The organism is Agrobacterium vitis, assembly GCF_014926405.1.
In the GTDB taxonomy this organism is placed as follows: Bacteria; Pseudomonadota; Alphaproteobacteria; order Rhizobiales; family Rhizobiaceae; genus Allorhizobium; species Allorhizobium vitis_H.
Genome location: NZ_JACXXJ020000003.1, coordinates 571,243 through 588,745, shown reverse-complemented (window position 1 = coordinate 588,745; position 17,503 = coordinate 571,243). Strand labels below are relative to the sequence as shown.

The following is a 17,503-nucleotide window of genomic DNA, read 5'->3' as shown; positions in this document are numbered from 1 at the left end:
CGATGAAATATCTTTCCTACTGGCACGACACCGCCCCGCAATTTGCCGAGGGCATCACCGGCGCAATTGAAGGCGATTTTGATGTCGCCGTGATTGGCGGCGGCTTTACAGGCCTCGCTGCCGCCCGCCAACTGGCGAAGGCGGGGGCAAAGGTGATCGTGCTGGAGGGGCAGCGCATCGGCTGGGGTGCCTCTGGCCGCAATGGCGGGCACCTCAACAATGGTTTGGCCCACAGCTATCTGGGGGCCAAGGCTGAACTGGGCAAAGAGCGGGCGATTGCGCTTTACCAAGCGCTCGACAGTTCCATCGATACCATCGAGGCGCTGATTGCCGAGGAAGGCATTGATTGCAATTTCCGCCGTGCCGGAAAGCTGAAACTGGCCTCCAAACCGCAGCATTTCGAAGGGCTTGCCCGCAATTTTGAAGCTTTGCATGGCGAGGTTGATCCAGATACGGCGCTTTTGTCGCCTGCGGATTTAAAAAATGAGGTTGGCTCACCTTTTTTTGGTGCCATGCTCTCCAAAAAAAGCGCCATGATGCATATGGGCCGCTATGTCGTGGGCCTTGCGAAAGCCGCCCAACGCCATGGCGCTGACATTGCCGAACAGGCCTCTGTCACCTCTGTTGAAAAACAAGGCGACCGCCACCACCTGACCACTGCACGGGGCCGCGTGACCGCCAAGGATGTGCTGGTGGCCACCGGGGCCTATACCACGCCCAATTTCAGCTTCTTCCGCCGCCGCATCATTGCCGTTGGCAGTTTTCTGATTGCCACGCGGCCTTTATCAGACATGGAAGTGGCCAGCGTGATGCCAGGCAACCGCACTTGCGTGAACACCATGAATATCGGCAATTACTGGCGTCTGTCGTCCGACAACCGGCTGATTTTCGGCGGTCGCGCCCGTTTCTCTGCGGCCTCCGATCAGCAATCGGACGCCAAAAGCGGCGAAATCCTGCGCCAATCCCTTGCCGCGATTTTCCCGCAGCTTGCCAAGGTCAAGATCGATTATTGCTGGGGTGGTCTGGTGGATATGACCAAGGACCGCTATCCCCGCGCAGGCTATCAGGACGGCTTGTGGTACGCCATGGGCTATTCCGGCCACGGGGCGCAGCTTTCTACCCATCTCGGCATGATCATGGCGGATACCATCATGGGCAAGCCCGATGTCAATCCGCTGAAAGGTCTGGACTGGCCCGCCGTGCCGGGACACTTTGGCAAGCCATGGTTTTTGCCGCTGGTGGGAATGTATTACAAGATGCTGGATCGGTTTCAGTAAGGTGTCATTTATGTGCGGCGGAGCGGGGATACCCCCCTCTGGCTTGCCAGCCATCTCCCCCTCAAGGGGGGAGATCGGATAGACTTAGCCGCTCACGTCCTCAACCAAGCAAGGGAATGCCGATGCCTTGGACGAACATGAGTGCAAGTGGCCAGCTCTGGGTCGTTCTCCCCCCTTGAGGGGGAGATGTCCGGCAGGACAGAGGGGGGTAACATCCGCACAGCCAATGATGGGTTCCTCCGCCCTCAAAGCCCAATCAACACACTCTTGCTCTTGCGATTTGCATGGTAGGCCTCGCGGCCCAGATCCTTGCCGATTCCAGATTGCTTGTATCCGCCCGTGGGCAGAATATGATCCCGCGAGCGGCCATAGCGGTTTACCCAGACAGTGCCCGCTTGAAGCGAGCGTGTAAGTCGAAGGGCGCGAGAGAGATCACGGGTAAACAGGCCTGCACAAAGCCCATAGGTGGGGTGATCGGCCAGTGCCAGCGCCTCATCCTCATGCGCAAATGACTGCATGGTCAAGACAGGGCCGAAAATCTCCTGTGTGACGGCGGGTGAAGATTGATCGACATGGGAAAGCAAGGTTGGCGTATAAAAATACCCATCGCCTTCCATAATGTCGCCACCCGTCAGACATTCCGCCCCGGCATCAATGGCGGCCTTGACGATGCTGTCGATCCGCTCGCGTTGACGCTGGGAGATGATCGGCGAATATTGTGCTGTCGCATCCCATGTGGGGCCAGCTTTCACCGCCTTCATTTTGGCGATGATCGCTTGTGCCAAAGGCTCCATCACACTGCGCTCAACAATCAGGCGTGAGCCAGCAACACAGGCTTGGCCAGCGTTTGAAAGAATGCTTTGGGCAATGGCAGCGGCGGCCTTGTCCAGATCGGCATCGGCAAACACCAGTTGCGGGCTTTTGCCGCCCAGTTCCAGCGTCATGGGTTTGACGCCCGTGCGGGCAATATTGCCCATGATGGCCTGACCCGCTCCGGTGGAGCCGGTAAAGCTGACCTTGGCAATATCGGGATGGCCGGTGATGGCATTGCCAGTGACGGCACCATCACCCAGCACGATATTGATCAGGCCCGCCGGAATCCCGGCCTGAACTGCCAATTGCGCCAGATAGATGCTGGAAAAGGGCGTCATTTCCGATGGTTTTAGTACCACGGCGTTGCCAGCGGCCAGTGCTGGCCCAAGCTTCCAACCCGCCATGGAAACCGGAAAATTCCATGGCGTGATCGCTCCGACCACGCCATAAGGCTCGCTCATGATCATGCCGAGACTATCACCATCCGTCGGCACCAGCGCATCGCCTTCCTTGTCTGCCATTTCGGCAAAGAAGCGGATTTGCTCTGCGGTCACAGCAATGTCACCCGCAATCAGATGGCCTACGGGACGGGTGGAGGAGAGAGCCTCCAGCTTGGCCAGCGTTTCGGCCTCGCTTTCAATCAGGTCTGCCCAGCGTTGGAGCACAATGGTGCGTTCGCGAGGGCGAACACTGCCCCATTTGCTGGTTTTCAGCGCCTGTTTTGCGGTTTGAACAGCCCGATCCACCATGTCCTCATTGGCAATCGGACAGCCCGCATAGGCCTTGCCATCTGATGGGCGATACATGTCGAGTGCGCCATTGGCATCCACCAGCGTATCGCCAATGAAATGGCCGATGGGCAGGGCGATTGTGTCTGGATCGAAGCTGAGGGTCATGGTGGTTCCTTAGGCTAGAGCATCGGACCGAAAAGTGGGAACCGGTTTTCGGATAAATCCGATGCCCAAACAAAAGCTTAGAGCATCGTGCGGATTCCGATTTTCTGCACGATGCTCTAAGCTCGGCTTACGCCATGATGGTGACGTAGATTTTCTTCACCGTTTCAATGGTTTTCCAAACGCCAACAAAGCCCGGCTTCATGATGAAATGATCGCCTGCCTTGTAAATCACCGGCTCGCCGCCATCCGGGGTGATCTCCACCACACCCGACAGAATATGGCAGTATTCAAAGCTCTCGCCCTTGATGGATTTGGTCTCGCCGGGGGTGGCTTCCCACACGCCGGTGTGGATCATTTCGCCACGGCAGACATCCTGCGGCCAGGTCTTGAAGGCCGGATCACCAGAGATCAAACGTTCTGGCAGGGCCTTGGATTCTTTCGGGGTGAACGTGGGGTTGGTGTCGATTGTTTTCAAAAGAGACATGGATTGGTCCTTGGTTCAGAGTTGGCAGCAGTGGTCTGCGAGAGCGGTGATCATCGTCTGGCAGGTGGCCAGCTCATCCATCAGGATATATTCGTTGGGCTTGTGGGCACGGCTGATATCGCCGGGGCCGCAGATGATGGCATCGATTCCCGCTTGCTGGAAAAGCCCGGCTTCGGTGCCGTAACTCACGGCAGCCAGCGGCTCGACGCTGGTGAGAGTGTGCAGCAAGCTGGCAAGAGGTGCGTTTTGCGGGAGTGAGAGTGCGGGGTATGCACTCATTTCAGCCCATTCCACTCCAAAGCCTTTGTCTTTCAACGCTTCCGCTGCCCGACGAACAGGCTGCAAAAGCGCTGCGGGATCAACGCCAGAAATGGCGCGGGCCTCAAACTCGGCCTCACAGGTATCAGGAATGATATTGACGGCTTGTCCACCACGCACGGTTCCCACTTGCAGCGAGGAATAGGGCGGCTCAAACACCGCTTCAAACGGGCCGCTCGTTAAATCAGAGGCAGCATCGCGGGCAGCAATCAGAACCTCACTCATCGCATGAATCGCATTCAGGCCCAGATCGGGCCGCGATGAATGGCCGGAGCGCCCGGTGATGGTGACGCGGGCCGCAGCCTTGCCCTTATGGGCGCGGATGGCCCGCATGCCGCTGGGCTCGCCTATGATGGCACCAAGTGGGCTTTCGCAAAGGCTCGGCAGTTGCGCCAGCATATGCGGCACGCCACGGCACCCGGCCTCTTCATCATAGGAAAAAGCAAGATGAATGGGGCGGACAAGCGGCATGGCGGCGAGTTTGGGCACACACGCCAAAGCGCAAGCCAGAAAACCCTTCATGTCGCTGGTGCCACGGCCAAAAAGCCTGTCACCGTCGCGTCGCAACTGGAATGGATCGCTCACCCAACCGCTTTCGCCTGCTGGCACCACATCCATATGGCCTGACAGAATATAGCCGGGCATATGCCTGGGGCCGATGGTGGCAAACAGATTGCTGCGGTCGCCCTCCGGCCCGGGAAGCACGCTCACTGCCGTGCCGTGGTTTTGCAGATAGTCACGAATGAAGCTGACGATCTCGCCGTTGGCTGTGCCGACAACGGAAGGGAAGGCCACGAGGCGTTCGAGAATGTCCAAGGGTCGCTCCATCGATCCGGTCTCGCAGTGCGGCGCACTGCTGATAAGACGCAAAGCTCAATGCCTTGGAAAGCCCGAGTGCGCCGGATCTGGAATCTACAAGCCAAGCGGTATTTTTACTGCTGAAAGCAGGGGATATTTGGTGGAATCTTCGGTTCCGGAGGCTAAGGGGAGCGGATTATACCGACGCTACCGAGACAGCCGGATCAGGCCTTCCCAGGCTGTTTATGGAATGTAGAACAGTCCTGGCTTTGCATGCCGAAACCCACCAGAGCAATCCGGACGAATTGCTGTGCATACGGTACGAGCTGGAAATTATCCCTCCCGAAGGCCCATTCGCCGATCAGGCCCGATATGGTCGCGCTCAGGGTCATGGCTGCGGAGGCAGGGTTCCAGGGCGCGGTCAACTGGCCCCTGTCGGCGGCAACCTGGAAGAGGGGCAGCAGCTTGCCCTTGAGTGTGCTCAGAATGCCATCCGAGTCGGTTTCCTTTATCGAAAGGTCCAGATGGAGGCTGACCCGGATCACACCGCGCCGCCGCTCATCGGCCTGAAGATGCGCCAGCATGTCGAACAATATCTGTTCAAGGGCGGCAAACACGTCGACGGAACTGTCCGCCGGAAGCCGAGCCGCCAAATGCTCGAAAGGCTTGAAAGCCTGGTTGCGCAGGGCTTCGAGAATGCCGCGCTTGTTCTTGAAGTGCCAATGGACAGCACCGCGCGTCACGCCAACTGTCTGGGCAATTTCGTCCAATGACGTCTGGTCAAAGCCCTTGGTGAGGAAAAGTTGCTCGGCAGCGTTCAGGAGCTGCATGTGGGTTTCGGCTGCTTCTTCCTTGGTTCTCCGCAATGGGTCCTCCTGGGCGAATTTGTTGGGCACGGCGCGTCGTTTTCTAATTCATCACATATTTGTACGCCGCGATCAATCCTATTTACAAGCGGTATGTATGTATATATATCGGAGAGGCTACCGTTGGAGTGTTCCTAGCCATGCAAAAAACAAAGCGATTTCTTGTTGCGGGTTGCGCTATTGCAGCCCTTTCCTTTTCCACCCCATCATTTGCGCAGATGCCAAATGCTGGACCGCCGGCCGTCGGCGTCACGATTGCCAAGCTGAAGCCGATCAATGACACGACCGAGGTCAATGGCCGGGTCGAGGCGAAGGATTCCGTCAATCTCGTCGCCCGTGTGACCGGATTCCTGGAAGAACAACTTTTCAAGGAAGGTTCCGAGGTCAAGAAGGGCCAGGTCCTGTTCCGCATTGAGCGGCAGTCCTATGAGGCTGATCTGGATTCCAAGAAGGCCACTCTTGCCGAGAACCAGGCCACCCTTGAAAATTCAAATATATCCCTTGCTCGTAATGAACAACTTCGAGCTGGTGGAAGCGGTAGCCAGAGCAATCTGGACGACGCACGCGCCACGCAGCGGACCTCGATTGCCAAGGTGGCTGAATCGGAAGCGGATGTGCGCACCTCGCAGATCAATCTTGGCTATACCGATATCATCGCGCCTATCGATGGTCGTATCGGCCTTGCTTCGGTCACGGTCGGCAATGTCGTGTCGTCCTCATCGGGAACCTTGGCCACTGTGGTCAGTCAGGACCCGATGTATGTGAAATTCCCGATATCGGTGCGCCGTCTCATTGAATTGAGACAGCGGTTCGACAAGGAAGGTGGTCTGGAAAAGAGCGTGAAGCTCAAGATCCGCTTGCCCGATGGCAGACTATACGCTCAGGAAGGCACGCTCGATTTCTACGACATCAGCGTTTCCGAGAATACCGATTCCATCACCCTGCGTGGCACGATCCCCAATCCGCTGCTGCCAACGGGACATCGGGAACTGGTGAATGACGAATTCGTCCGCGTGATCCTCGAAACCGTCGAGCCAACCAACTACCTCACCATTCCGCGCGCCTCGGTCATGATCGACCAGCAGGGCTCCTACGTCTATGTGGTTGATGACAAGAGCGTTGCGCAGGTGCGCCGTGTGACGCTTGGGCAATCCACGCCTGACATGGCTGTTGTCACCAATGGCCTGAAGGAAGGCGACAAGGTGATTACCGACGGCATCCAGCGTGTTCGGCCCAATACACCGGTTAATGCACAGCCGGCCGACCAGGCTCCTTCACCCGCCGCACCAAAGCAGGGCTAAGCGATGTTTTCCAATATTTTCATTGATCGTCCACGCATGGCAATCGTCATTGCCATCGTGCTGACGATTGCCGGTGGGCTGGCGCTGACCAGAATATCGGTATCCCAACTTCCCGATATCGTGCCGCCACAAGTCCAGGTGACGGCCTCCTATCCCGGCGCTTCCGCCGAGGTGCTGGAACAGACCGTCGCGCAACCGATCGAATCCAAGGTGATCGGGGTCGACAAAGCACTCTATATGAAAAGCACCAGCGGTAATGATGGCAGCTATTCGCTGACTGTCAGTTTCGCGCTGGGCAGCGATGCTGACATTAACACCGTTAACGTCAACAACCGCGTGCAGACGGCTCTGTCCTCGCTGCCCAGCGACGTTCAAAGTCTGGGTGTCTCGGTCAGCAAGAAATCCTCGTCCATCCTGCAATTTATCATGTTGCAGAGCGACAAGGGCAAGTTTGACCCGTTGTTCATGACCAATTATGCGACGATCAACGTCCTGGACGAGATCTCGCGTGTTCCAGGCGTCGGTTCGGCATCGCTCTTCAGCAACATGAAGTATTCGATGCGCATCTGGTTCGATGTCGACCGCTTGTCCAGCCTTGGCCTGGTGCCTTCGGATGTCACAAGTGCGATTTCAGCCCAGAACGTTCAGGCACCCGTTGGCCGTATCGGTGCACGTCCGGTGCCTGATGACCAGGCATTTCAATACAACGTCCAGACCCAGGGCCGCCTTGAGACGCCGGAGGAATTCGGCAATATCGTGCTGCGTGCCAATAAGGACGGCTCTGTCCTGAAGGTGAAGGATGTCGCCCGTGTTGAACTGGGCGCACAGAATGATGACACGGTCTCCCGACGCGAAGGCGATCCGGGTGTTGCCATGGGCATTTACATGTCTCCCGGTGCGAATGCGCTGAATACGGCTGCGGCCGTCAGCGCCAAGATCGCGCAATTGAACAGCCGGATGCCGGAAGGCATGCGTGCCAATGTCATGTATGACTCGACCACCTTCGTTCAGGATACGATTGAATCCGTCATTCATACATTGATCGAAGCTTTCGTGTTGGTGGCTGTGGTCGTCTTCCTGTTTCTCGGTAATGTCCGGGCGACAATCATCCCGATCATCGCCGTACCGGTCAGCGTTATCGCCACATTCGCGGTATTGCTGGCGCTTGGCTATTCGGCCAATACGGTCTCGCTTCTCGCCCTTGTTCTCGCCATCGGTATTGTCGTTGACGATGCGATTGTCGTCGTGGAAAATGTCGAGCGCGTGATGGAGGAGGAGCCGGAGCTGTCCCCGGTTGCCGCCACCAAGAAGGCCATGGGGCAGGTCACCGGTCCGATTATTGCGATCACCCTTGTCCTGCTCTCGGTTTTCGTTCCCATCGGCTTCATCTCCGGTATCTCAGGGGAATTGTTCCGGCAGTTCTCGGTCACCATCAGTGTTGCCATGCTGATTTCGGCCATCAACGCCTTGACGCTGTCGCCGGCTCTCTGCGCCGTCTTCCTGCGCCATACCGGCGAAAAACGCGGCATCATGGGCTGGATCAGCCGACGCATCGACAATACCCGCGACGGCTATGCCTGGGCAGTCCAGAAAATGGTCCGCATGGCGGTCCTGTCCCTGCTGATCATCGGGGTCGGTGGCGCTGGTATTTACGGCATATCGAAGATCACCCCGAGCGGCTTCCTACCGGAAGAAGACCAGGGCACGTTCTTCATCGCGGTGCAATTGCCCGATGGCGCTTCGGTGGCGCGGACAAGTGGTGCGGTTGGACAAGTGGAGGATTTGCTGAAGGCTATTCCTCAAATCGATAACGTCTCCTCGGTTATCGGTTATTCCTTCCTTGACAGCTATTCGGCCAGCAATTCCGCCTTCATGATCGTGCGGCTGAAACCCTTCGCGGATCGTCCCGCAGCCCTGGACAAGGTCCAAGCGGTCATCGGCCGGACGTTCGGCATGGTCCAGCAGGTCAAGGCCGCCACGGTTCTGCCCTTCAACCTTCCGCCGGTTCTTGGTCTTTCCACCAGCGGCGGTTTCGAAGCGATGATCGAATCGCTTGAGGGTGCTGATCCGGCAACCATGGCCAATGTGGCCTATGGCGTGGTCGGTGCGGCCAATCAGAACCCGCAATTGGCACGTGTCTTTACCACCTATGGTGCCAATGCGCCGTCGATCTATCTCGATATTGATCGTGAAAAAGCCCAGGCGCTCGGTATCAGCATCAGTGATATCTTTAACGCCCTACAGGCAACGCTCGGTGGCTCCTATGTCAACGACTTCAACGAGTTCGGACGCACTTGGCAGGTCAAGGTCCAGGGCGATGCCGCCAATCGCCGCGATACATCGGCGCTTTGGAACATCTATGTCCGCAACTCCAACAGCGACATGGTGCCGCTCCAGTCGATTGCCGAGGTGAAAACAATCGTCGGTCCGCCAGTCATCACCCGCTATAACAACTATCGCGCCGTGACGATCAATGGCTCGGCTGCTCCCGGCACATCTTCCGGGGACGCAATGGAAGCTTTCAAGCAGGTGGTTGCCAAGACCCTGCCATCCGGCTTTGCGCTGGAATGGACGGGAACGGCCTATCAGGAACAGCAGGCCTCAGGCCAAACGGGTATCATCCTGGCACTCGCCCTGCTGTTTGCCTATCTGTTCCTGGTGGCGCTTTACGAAAGCTGGACCATTCCTGTGCCGGTTCTGCTTTCCGTCATCGTGGGTGTATTCGGGGCCTTTGCCGGCATGGCGCTGACGCATATGACCATGGATCTCTACGCACAGATCGGTCTCGTGGTGCTGATCGCCCTTGCCGCCAAGAACGGTATCCTGATCGTCGAGTTTGCCAAGGAGCATCGTGAGCAAGGCATGCCGATTGCCGATGCGGCGGTGCTTGGGGCAAAGCTGCGTTTCCGCGCCGTGATGATGACGTCGATTGCCTTCATCCTTGGCCTCGTGCCGCTGGTCTGGGCAAACGGCGCCTCGATGATGGCACGGCACAATGTCAGTACGCCTGTCTTCATCGGCATGTTGACGGCCAGCACGCTCGGTCTGTTCGTCATTCCGATGCTCTACGTCACCTTCCAGACAGTGCGTGAAAAATTGAAGTCCTGGCTTGGCTTGGGCAAACCATCCGGACATCATGCGCCGCATACCGACCCGTAAGTCAGTTGACTAAGCATATCGTTTGAAAAGACCGGATCGGAGATTGCAACGCGGCTTCCGATCCGGTCAATTTACATGATATTCCGGCCATTTTTACGCTTCAAAGCCGCAATTGCACTCTGTTGCCATTGCGGCTTTTCTCATTGGGCATCACGGTCCCGCCTCATAAAATGTCTTTTCTGCATGATACCTTAAGCCGATTCCGGTTTAAGCTTTTATGCTTTAAGGTCCGCGTGACACAGGATGAGGATCACATGCCGACAATATTGGATCAGCTGGAAAGCCGCCGCGCCGAGGCCCGTCTTGGCGGTGGGGAAAAGCGGATTGACGCGCAGCATGCCAAGGGCAAGCTGACGGCGCGCGAGCGGATTGAGATATTGCTCGATGAAGGCTCGTTTGAAGAATACGATATGTATGTCACCCATCGCTGCACAGATTTCGGCATGGATGGTCAGAAAGTGGCTGGCGATGGGGTCGTTACCGGTTGGGGGACGATCAACGGGCGGCAGGTCTATGTGTTTTCCCAGGATTTTACCGTTCTCGGCGGTTCGCTGTCGGAAACCCATGCGCAGAAGATTTGCAAGATCATGGATATGGCGGTCCGTGTTGGAGCGCCGGTGATCGGCATCAACGATTCGGGCGGGGCGCGGATCCAGGAAGGCGTGGCGTCGCTTGCCGGCTATGCGGAAGTGTTTCGCCGCAATGCCGAAGTGTCTGGCGTCATTCCGCAGATCTCTGTCATTATGGGTCCCTGCGCGGGCGGCGCGGTGTATTCGCCTGCCATGACCGACTTCATCTTCATGGTGCGCGATACGTCCTACATGTTCGTCACCGGCCCCGACGTGGTGAAGACCGTGACCAACGAAATCGTCACGGCTGAAGAACTGGGCGGGGCAGGTACCCATACGAAGAAATCCTCGGTGGCCGATGGCGCTTTTGAAAACGATGTCGAGGCGCTGGAACAGGTGCGGCTGCTGTTTGACTTCCTGCCGCTGAACAACCGCGAAAAGCCACCGAGCAGGCCGTTCTATGACGATCCGGCCCGGCTTGAAATGCGGCTGGATACGCTGATCCCCGACAGTTCCAGCAAGCCTTACGACATGAAGGAACTGATCCACGCGCTGGCCGATGAAGGCGATTTTTTCGAGCTTCAGGAGGCTTTTGCCAGGAACATCATCACCGGTTTCATCCGGCTGGAAGGCCAGACGGTCGGTGTGGTTGCCAACCAGCCGATGGTGCTGGCGGGTTGCCTGGATATTGATAGCTCGCGCAAGGCGGCCCGTTTCGTGCGGTTTTGCGATGCTTTTTCCATTCCGATCCTGACGCTGGTGGATGTGCCGGGCTTTCTGCCTGGCGTGGCGCAGGAATATGGCGGGGTCATCAAGCACGGTGCCAAGCTGCTGTTTGCCTATTCTGAGGCCACCGTGCCGATGGTGACGCTGATCACCCGCAAGGCCTATGGCGGCGCCTATGACGTGATGGCCTCCAAGCATATTGGCGCTGACGTGAATTATGCCTGGCCGACAGCGGAAATCGCTGTCATGGGTGCCAAGGGCGCGACCGAAATCCTCTATCGTTCCGAACTTGCCGATCCCGAAAAGATTGCGATGCGCACCAGGGAATATGAGGAGCGGTTTGCCAATCTGTTTGTTGCGGCAGAGCGCGGCTTTATCGATGAGGTGATCATGCCGCATTCGTCGCGCAAGCGCATCGCCCGGGCCTTTGCCTCGCTGCGGGGCAAGCAGGTTGCGACCCATTGGAAAAAACACGATACCATTCCGCTTTAAAAACGGGCCCACTTTGATAGCGGGTTCACTTCAACAACAAGATCGGACCTGTTCCGGCAGACAAGAAAGGGCGGCATGGATGTCCAAGGCCCCTGATATGACCAAGCATCGTGGATTTCCCTCCGGCATGCCCGGAACAGGTGTACAGTTCACCATTCGCCGGGCCAATCCCCGGGGCGTCACCCCCATCAAGGCCATGCCGCGCAAGGCCTATCCAGGCACCAAGGAACACCGCATCGATGCGGCTTTCCTGCACGCGCTCTGGCATCACTTCGGCGCAGAACCCTTTGAGCGCGGCAATCTCGATGCGGCCCGGCTCAATCTGCTGTTTGGGCGCGAGGTGGTGGCGGTCGAAAAGGATTTCGATCCGCTGTCTTATGAAGCGATGCTGCGCATTGATGAGCGGGTGGCACGGCACAGCTTTCCGGAATCCTTCGATGATGTATTTGAGGTGTGAGGCGATGGTTCCTCTCCTGATTCAACGGGATGCTGCATGATGGTCAAAACCTCTGAGATGCCGAAGCATCGCGGGTTCCCGGCGGGCCTTCTCGGCACGCAATGGCAGTTCACACTGCGGCGCGCCAATTCCAACGTGACAAAGCTCACCTCCATGCCGCGCCACCGCACCATGGACCAGACCGTAGCATTGGCGGATATCGGCTTTGTGCGGGCGCTCTGGGAGTATTTTGGCGCAGAGCCTTTCGAGCGCGGCAATCTGGATGGCGAGCGGCTGTGCCGTCTGTTTGGACGGGAGCTTTTGGCCGCGGAGCGGGGTTTTGACCCGACCTCCTATACGGCCAAGCTGAAACTCAACGAAAAGCTGGCCCGGAAGAACTTTCCGCAGGCCTTTGATGACACGGCAGGGGTGTGAATATGGCAATTTCCAAAATCCTGATCGCCAACCGTGGCGAAATCGCCTGCCGGGTAATCAAGACCGCCAAACGCATGGGCATTGCCACGGTCGCTGTGTATTCCGATGCCGATGCCAATGCGCTGCATGTCAAGCTGGCGGATGAGGCGGTGCATATCGGCCCGTCGCCGTCCAACCAGTCCTATATCGTTATCGACAAGATCCTCGAGGCGATCAGGCAGACCGGCGCGGATGCGGTGCATCCGGGCTATGGGTTCTTGTCGGAAAATGCCGCCTTTGCCGAAGCGCTGGACAAGGCTGGTATCGCCTTCATCGGCCCGCCGGTTGGCGCCATCAAGGCGATGGGCGACAAGATCACCTCGAAGAGGCTGGCGGCAGAGGCGGGGGTGTCCACTGTGCCCGGCCATATGGGGCTGATTGCCGATGCCGAGGAAGCGGTGAAAATCGCCGCTCAGATCGGCTATCCCGTGATGATCAAGGCGTCTGCCGGTGGCGGTGGCAAGGGCATGCGTATCGCCTGGAGCGATGCCGAGGCGCGCGAGGGGTTCCAATCGTCGAAGAACGAGGCGATGAACTCGTTTGGCGACGACCGGATCTTTATCGAGAAATTCGTTGACCAACCGCGCCATATCGAAATCCAGGTGCTGGGCGATAAGCATGGCAACGTGCTCTATCTCGGCGAGCGCGAATGCTCGATCCAGCGGCGAAACCAGAAGGTGATCGAGGAAGCCCCGTCGCCGTTTCTGGATGCGGACACCCGCAAGGCGATGGGCGAACAGGCCGTGGCGCTGGCCAAGGCGGTTGGATATTATTCCGCTGGCACAGTGGAATTTATCGTCGATGGCAATCGCAATTTCTACTTCCTGGAAATGAACACGCGCTTGCAGGTCGAGCATCCGGTAACAGAACTGATCACCGGGCTTGATCTGGTCGAGCAGATGATCCGGGTGGCCTCTGGCGAAACGCTGGCTTTTGCGCAAGGGGATGTGACGTTGACGGGCTGGGCGGTCGAAAGCCGGCTCTATGCCGAAGACCCCTATCGCAATTTTCTGCCGTCGATCGGCAGGCTGTCACGCTACCGCCCGCCCAGCGAAGGCCAGCAAGCCGATGGCACGGTGGTCCGCAACGATACCGGGGTGTTCGAGGGCGGGGAAATCTCGATGTATTACGATCCGATGGTTGCCAAGCTTTGTACATGGGGGCCTGACCGGATCACTGCCATCGATGCGATGAGTGCGGCGCTGGACCGGTTCGAAGTCGAGGGCATTGGCCATAACCTGCCGTTTCTGTCGGCGGTCATGCAGCATCCGCGCTTTCGCTCCGGCAAGATCACCACCGCCTTCATCGCCGAGGAGTTTCCAGAGGGCTTTTCCGGGGTCGAGCCGGATGAGATGGCGGGTAAGACGCTTGCCGCCATTGCAGCCCTTGTCCACCAGCGGCGCGAGGCCCGCGCTGCGCAGGTCTCCGGCACCATGGGCAATCATGCCCGCACCATTGGCCGTGATTGGGTGGTGGAGCTGGCAGAGCGGAGTTATCCGCTGACGCTGTCGGCTGATCCCGGCAGTCTGACATTTGCAGATGGCAGCGTGCTCGCGGTCGATGGTGTTTGGCAGCCTGGGCAGACCCTGGCAATCTTTACCGTTGATGGTCAAAGCATCGGGCTTAAAATTGACCTCAAGGGTCCTGCTATCCGCCTGCGCTGGCGGGGCATGGATGTTGTGGCGCATGTGCGCAGCCCGCGCGTCGCCGAGCTTGCCCGGCTTATGCCCCGGAAATTACCGCCCGACACGTCAAAAATGCTGCTCTGCCCGATGCCAGGTGTGGTGACAGGCATTGCGGTTGCCGAAGGCGACGCCGTGGAGGCCGGCCAGGCGCTGGCGACGGTCGAGGCGATGAAGATGGAAAACATCCTCAAGGCCGAGCGACGCGGCGTGGTGAAGAGGCTTGTTGCCAAGGCTGGCCAAAGCCTGGCCGTGGACGAACTGATCATGGAATTCGAGTGATGGGCGAATGTGCTTTTGGCCAAAGATCGGGTAGCCAAGGATCAGGCATCATCGCCCTGCCTCTCACCCAGTCGCGCCAGCATATGTCTCTGATGGTCCTGCCCACCGAAAAAGATCGCCAGGATCTGGACCTGGTTTTTAACCTCATCCACTTTGAAAGTGATGATCGCACGATTTTTTGTCACATGCCGCAAGTCCGGCGAGATGGTTGGCAGCAATGTTCCCTGAAAGGGCGCATGGACCAGCGCCTTCAAATCATCGTCGATCGCTTGAAGACGCGCCGAGGCGCGATCAAACGCCTCCTGTATCGCATCTCCGAAAGACAAATAGGCTTCGATAAGGTGATCGAAGATCAGGTCAAGATCTCGATTGCTGGCGGCAGACCGCACCAAGTCAAAGGCCATAGAAAGACTTTTTCGCAGCGATCATCTGCTGGATTGTCCGGCTGCTTTCCTCGGCGTTCAGGAACGGACCTTTGCTGCGCTCATCGATCAGCGCGCGCAATGCCTGCACTTCCGCCTCCTTCATCTCTGTTTCTTCCCGCAGCAGCTCAAGACCGCGCTGCACGACGGCGCTCAGGCTTGAATACCGTCCGTCTTCCACAAGCTTGCGGGCAAACTTGTCTTGCTGTTCGGAGATGGAAACGGAGGCTTTCACGGACATGGGGACAGGCTCCTCAAGGATTAGCTATTAAAAATACTACTCAGTCGCATTAAAATCAAGCTGAACGGAGAGGCGCTGGAATGTCGTCTTTCGTCTGCAAGGGTGGAGGGATTAATCGATGTCGAAGAAGACGGTTGCAGATTGGCGCGCTTTGGCTGAAAAGGAGCTGAAAGCCAGCCCGGACAGCCTGACGTGGCAAACGCCGGAAGGCATTGCCGTCAAGCCGATTTATACGGCCGACGATCTTGCCGGCATGGACCATCTCGATAGCCTGCCTGGCTTTGCGCCCTTCACCCGTGGGCCACGCGCGACGATGTATGCCGGGCGGCCCTGGACGATCCGCCAATATGCCGGGTTTTCCACCGCTGAAGCCTCCAATGCTTTTTACAAGCGCAATCTGGCGGCTGGACAGAAGGGACTATCCGTCGCCTTCGATCTTGCCACCCATCGCGGCTATGACAGCGACCATCCGCGTGTCGAAGGCGATGTCGGCAAGGCGGGTGTGGCGATCGACAGTGTCGAGGATATGAAAATCCTGTTCGACGGCATTCCGCTGGGTGAGATGTCGGTGTCGATGACCATGAATGGCGCGGTCATTCCGATCCTGGCGAGCTTCATTGTGGCGGGCGACGAACAGGGCGTTTCGCGGGATAAATTGTCGGGCACCATTCAGAACGATATTCTGAAGGAGTTCATGGTCCGCAACACCTATATCTATCCGCCTGAGCCTTCGATGCGTATTGTCGCAGATATTATCGACTATACCGCCCGGGAGATGCCGAAGTTCAACTCCATCTCGATCTCCGGCTATCACATGCAGGAGGCAGGTGCGACGCTGGTGCAGGAACTGGCCTTCACCCTTGCCGATGGCCGCGAATATGTGCGGGCAGCGCTGGCCAAGGGCCTGGATGTCGATGCCTTCGCAGGCCGCCTGTCGTTCTTCTTCGCCATTGGCATGAATTTTTTTATGGAAGCGGCAAAGCTGCGGGCCGCCCGGCTGCTGTGGACCCGGATCATGCAGGAGTTCAACCCCAAAAATCCGGGCTCGCTGATGCTGCGCACTCATTGTCAGACGTCAGGCGTGTCGCTGGCCGAGCAAGACCCGTATAACAACATTGTCCGCACGGCTTTTGAGGCGATGTCGGCGGTGCTGGGTGGCACGCAATCGCTGCACACCAATTCCTTCGATGAAGCCATTGCGCTTCCCACCGAGTTCTCCGCGCGCATTGCCCGCAATACCCAGTTGATTTTGCAGCATGAAACCGGCGTGACCAATGTGGTCGATCCACTGGCTGGTTCTTACTACGTCGAAAGCCTGACCAAGGAACTGGCGGATGCGGCCTGGGCGCTGATCGAAGAGGTGGAAAGCCTGGGTGGCATGACCAGGGCGGTGGCTGACGGCCTGCCCAAACGCCTGATCGAGGAGGCCGCCACCCGCCGCCAGGCGGCTGTGGACCGCCGCGAGGAGGTGATCGTTGGCGTCAACAAATACCGGCTGGAAACCGAAGACGAGATCGACATTCTCGATATCGACAATGCCACCGTCCGCGTTGGCCAGATCAAGCGCCTTGAAGACACCAAGCGCCGCCGGGATGCAAAAGCGGTGGAGGCGAGCCTGTTGGAACTGATCCGCATTGCCAAAACCGGAGAGGGCAATCTTTTGGCCGCCGCGGTTGATGCCGCCCGCGCCCGCGCCACCGTGGGCGAAATGTCGGATGCCATGCGGTCGGTGTTTGGCGATCACACCGCCGTGCCCAAAGTGGTGTCCAAGGTCTACGGCGACAGCTATCACGACGACCCAGAATATCAGACGCTTGTCGGCCAGCTATCTGACTTTGCTACGGCGTTGGGGGGAAAGCCGAAGATCATGGTGGCCAAGCTTGGCCAGGATGGCCATGACCGGGGTGCGAAAGTCATTTCCTCGGCGTTTGGTGATATCGGCTTTGATGTTATTGCAGGCCCGTTGTTCCAGACCCCGGAGGAAGCCGCCGATCTGGCCGTCAGCCACAAGGTGCAGGTCGTCGGCATGTCCTCGCTGGCGGCTGGCCATAAAACGCTTGCGCCGCAACTGGTTGCTGCACTCAAGGCCAAAGGCGCGGAAAACATCATCGTCGTGGTTGGCGGTGTGATCCCAAGACAGGACTATCAATTCCTCCTCGACCACGGCGTCGCCGCCGTCTTCGGTCCCGGAACAAACGTGCTGGAGGCCGCCCGCGCCGTCATCAATCTCATGCAGGGCCGGTTGCGAAACCAATAATGCCACGCTG

General features: G+C 58.1%; 14 protein-coding genes. 8 read left to right on the top strand and 6 right to left on the bottom strand.

What is annotated here, in order from left to right:
• The first annotated feature begins 2 nt into the window (after positions 1-2).
• Entirely contained in the window at positions 3-1,277 is a 1,275-nt protein-coding gene (locus IEI95_RS04220) for an NAD(P)/FAD-dependent oxidoreductase (protein ID WP_156532226.1), read from the top strand.
• 245 nt (positions 1,278-1,522) lie between these two features.
• Here IEI95_RS04220 and IEI95_RS04215 read toward each other — a convergent pair whose 3' ends face one another.
• The 4 genes from IEI95_RS04215 to IEI95_RS04200 all read right to left on the bottom strand — a co-directional run bounded on the left by IEI95_RS04215 (position 1,523) and on the right by IEI95_RS04200 (position 5,452).
• Complete coding sequence (locus IEI95_RS04215; RefSeq protein WP_156532227.1) at positions 1,523-2,986, bottom strand: aldehyde dehydrogenase family protein; 1,464 nt, start codon at positions 2,984-2,986, stop codon at positions 1,523-1,525.
• A gap of 127 nt (positions 2,987-3,113) precedes the next feature.
• Positions 3,114-3,470, bottom strand: coding sequence for a cupin domain-containing protein (locus tag IEI95_RS04210; RefSeq protein WP_070147591.1), 357 nt, complete (start codon positions 3,468-3,470; stop codon positions 3,114-3,116).
• A gap of 15 nt (positions 3,471-3,485) precedes the next feature.
• Positions 3,486-4,616, bottom strand: coding sequence for an acetylornithine deacetylase (gene argE / locus IEI95_RS04205; protein WP_194415995.1), 1,131 nt, complete (start codon positions 4,614-4,616; stop codon positions 3,486-3,488).
• A 194-nt stretch (positions 4,617-4,810) separates the two neighbouring features.
• Positions 4,811-5,452 (bottom strand): TetR family transcriptional regulator, encoded by a 642-nt coding sequence (locus IEI95_RS04200; RefSeq protein WP_156532229.1) that lies wholly within the window; start codon positions 5,450-5,452, stop codon positions 4,811-4,813.
• A gap of 140 nt (positions 5,453-5,592) precedes the next feature.
• On the opposite strand from IEI95_RS04200, the gene IEI95_RS04195 reads away from it, so the two are divergent.
• The 6 genes from IEI95_RS04195 to IEI95_RS04170 all read left to right on the top strand — a co-directional run bounded on the left by IEI95_RS04195 (position 5,593) and on the right by IEI95_RS04170 (position 14,573).
• Entirely contained in the window at positions 5,593-6,753 is a 1,161-nt protein-coding gene (locus tag IEI95_RS04195) for an efflux RND transporter periplasmic adaptor subunit (protein ID WP_012654003.1), read from the top strand.
• A gap of 3 nt (positions 6,754-6,756) precedes the next feature.
• Positions 6,757-9,912, top strand: coding sequence for a multidrug efflux RND transporter permease subunit (locus tag IEI95_RS04190; protein ID WP_156537244.1), 3,156 nt, complete (start codon positions 6,757-6,759; stop codon positions 9,910-9,912).
• A gap of 254 nt (positions 9,913-10,166) precedes the next feature.
• On the top strand, positions 10,167-11,699 hold the full coding sequence (locus tag IEI95_RS04185) for an acyl-CoA carboxylase subunit beta (RefSeq protein ID WP_194415994.1): 1,533 nt from the start codon (positions 10,167-10,169) through the stop codon (positions 11,697-11,699).
• Positions 11,700-11,778: 79 nt separating this feature from the next.
• The gene (locus IEI95_RS04180; RefSeq protein WP_060717470.1) at positions 11,779-12,156 is read left to right on the top strand and encodes a hypothetical protein; all 378 of its coding nucleotides are present in this window, start codon (positions 11,779-11,781) and stop codon (positions 12,154-12,156) included.
• A gap of 39 nt (positions 12,157-12,195) precedes the next feature.
• Complete coding sequence (locus tag IEI95_RS04175) at positions 12,196-12,570, top strand: hypothetical protein (RefSeq protein ID WP_041698941.1); 375 nt, start codon at positions 12,196-12,198, stop codon at positions 12,568-12,570.
• Positions 12,571-12,572: 2 nt separating this feature from the next.
• Positions 12,573-14,573: an acetyl-CoA carboxylase biotin carboxylase subunit gene (locus IEI95_RS04170; RefSeq protein WP_194415992.1), complete on the top strand. Its 2,001-nt coding sequence runs from the start codon at positions 12,573-12,575 to the stop codon at positions 14,571-14,573.
• Positions 14,574-14,614: 41 nt separating this feature from the next.
• Here the strand turns inward: IEI95_RS04170 and IEI95_RS04165 are convergent, their stop codons facing one another.
• On the bottom strand, positions 14,615-14,977 hold the full coding sequence (locus IEI95_RS04165; RefSeq protein ID WP_194415990.1) for a type II toxin-antitoxin system RelE/ParE family toxin: 363 nt from the start codon (positions 14,975-14,977) through the stop codon (positions 14,615-14,617).
• Complete coding sequence (locus IEI95_RS04160) at positions 14,967-15,236, bottom strand: type II toxin-antitoxin system ParD family antitoxin (protein WP_194415987.1); 270 nt, start codon at positions 15,234-15,236, stop codon at positions 14,967-14,969. Before IEI95_RS04160 ends, IEI95_RS04165 begins: the two co-directional genes overlap by 11 nt.
• Positions 15,237-15,354: 118 nt before the next feature.
• Between IEI95_RS04160 and scpA the strand changes: the two genes are divergently transcribed.
• Positions 15,355-17,493: a methylmalonyl-CoA mutase gene (gene scpA, locus IEI95_RS04155; protein ID WP_194415985.1), complete on the top strand. Its 2,139-nt coding sequence runs from the start codon at positions 15,355-15,357 to the stop codon at positions 17,491-17,493.
• Positions 17,494-17,503: the final 10 nt, after the last annotated feature.

Coding starts and splice junctions, on each gene's coding strand:
- IEI95_RS04170 (WP_194415992.1), top strand. CDS start 12,573: ATGGCAATTTCCAAAATCCTGATCGCCAACCGTGGCGAAATCGCCTGC.
- IEI95_RS04180 (WP_060717470.1), top strand. CDS start 11,779: ATGTCCAAGGCCCCTGATATGACCAAGCATCGTGGATTTCCCTCCGGC.
- IEI95_RS04215 (WP_156532227.1), bottom strand. CDS start 2,986: ATGACCCTCAGCTTCGATCCAGACACAATCGCCCTGCCCATCGGCCAT.
- IEI95_RS04185 (WP_194415994.1), top strand. CDS start 10,167: ATGCCGACAATATTGGATCAGCTGGAAAGCCGCCGCGCCGAGGCCCGT.
- IEI95_RS04190 (WP_156537244.1), top strand. CDS start 6,757: ATGTTTTCCAATATTTTCATTGATCGTCCACGCATGGCAATCGTCATT.
- IEI95_RS04175 (WP_041698941.1), top strand. CDS start 12,196: ATGGTCAAAACCTCTGAGATGCCGAAGCATCGCGGGTTCCCGGCGGGC.
- IEI95_RS04160 (WP_194415987.1), bottom strand. CDS start 15,236: ATGTCCGTGAAAGCCTCCGTTTCCATCTCCGAACAGCAAGACAAGTTT.
- scpA (WP_194415985.1), top strand. CDS start 15,355: ATGTCGAAGAAGACGGTTGCAGATTGGCGCGCTTTGGCTGAAAAGGAG.
- IEI95_RS04195 (WP_012654003.1), top strand. CDS start 5,593: ATGCAAAAAACAAAGCGATTTCTTGTTGCGGGTTGCGCTATTGCAGCC.
- IEI95_RS04210 (WP_070147591.1), bottom strand. CDS start 3,470: ATGTCTCTTTTGAAAACAATCGACACCAACCCCACGTTCACCCCGAAA.
- IEI95_RS04220 (WP_156532226.1), top strand. CDS start 3: ATGAAATATCTTTCCTACTGGCACGACACCGCCCCGCAATTTGCCGAG.
- argE (WP_194415995.1), bottom strand. CDS start 4,616: ATGGAGCGACCCTTGGACATTCTCGAACGCCTCGTGGCCTTCCCTTCC.
- IEI95_RS04165 (WP_194415990.1), bottom strand. CDS start 14,977: ATGGCCTTTGACTTGGTGCGGTCTGCCGCCAGCAATCGAGATCTTGAC.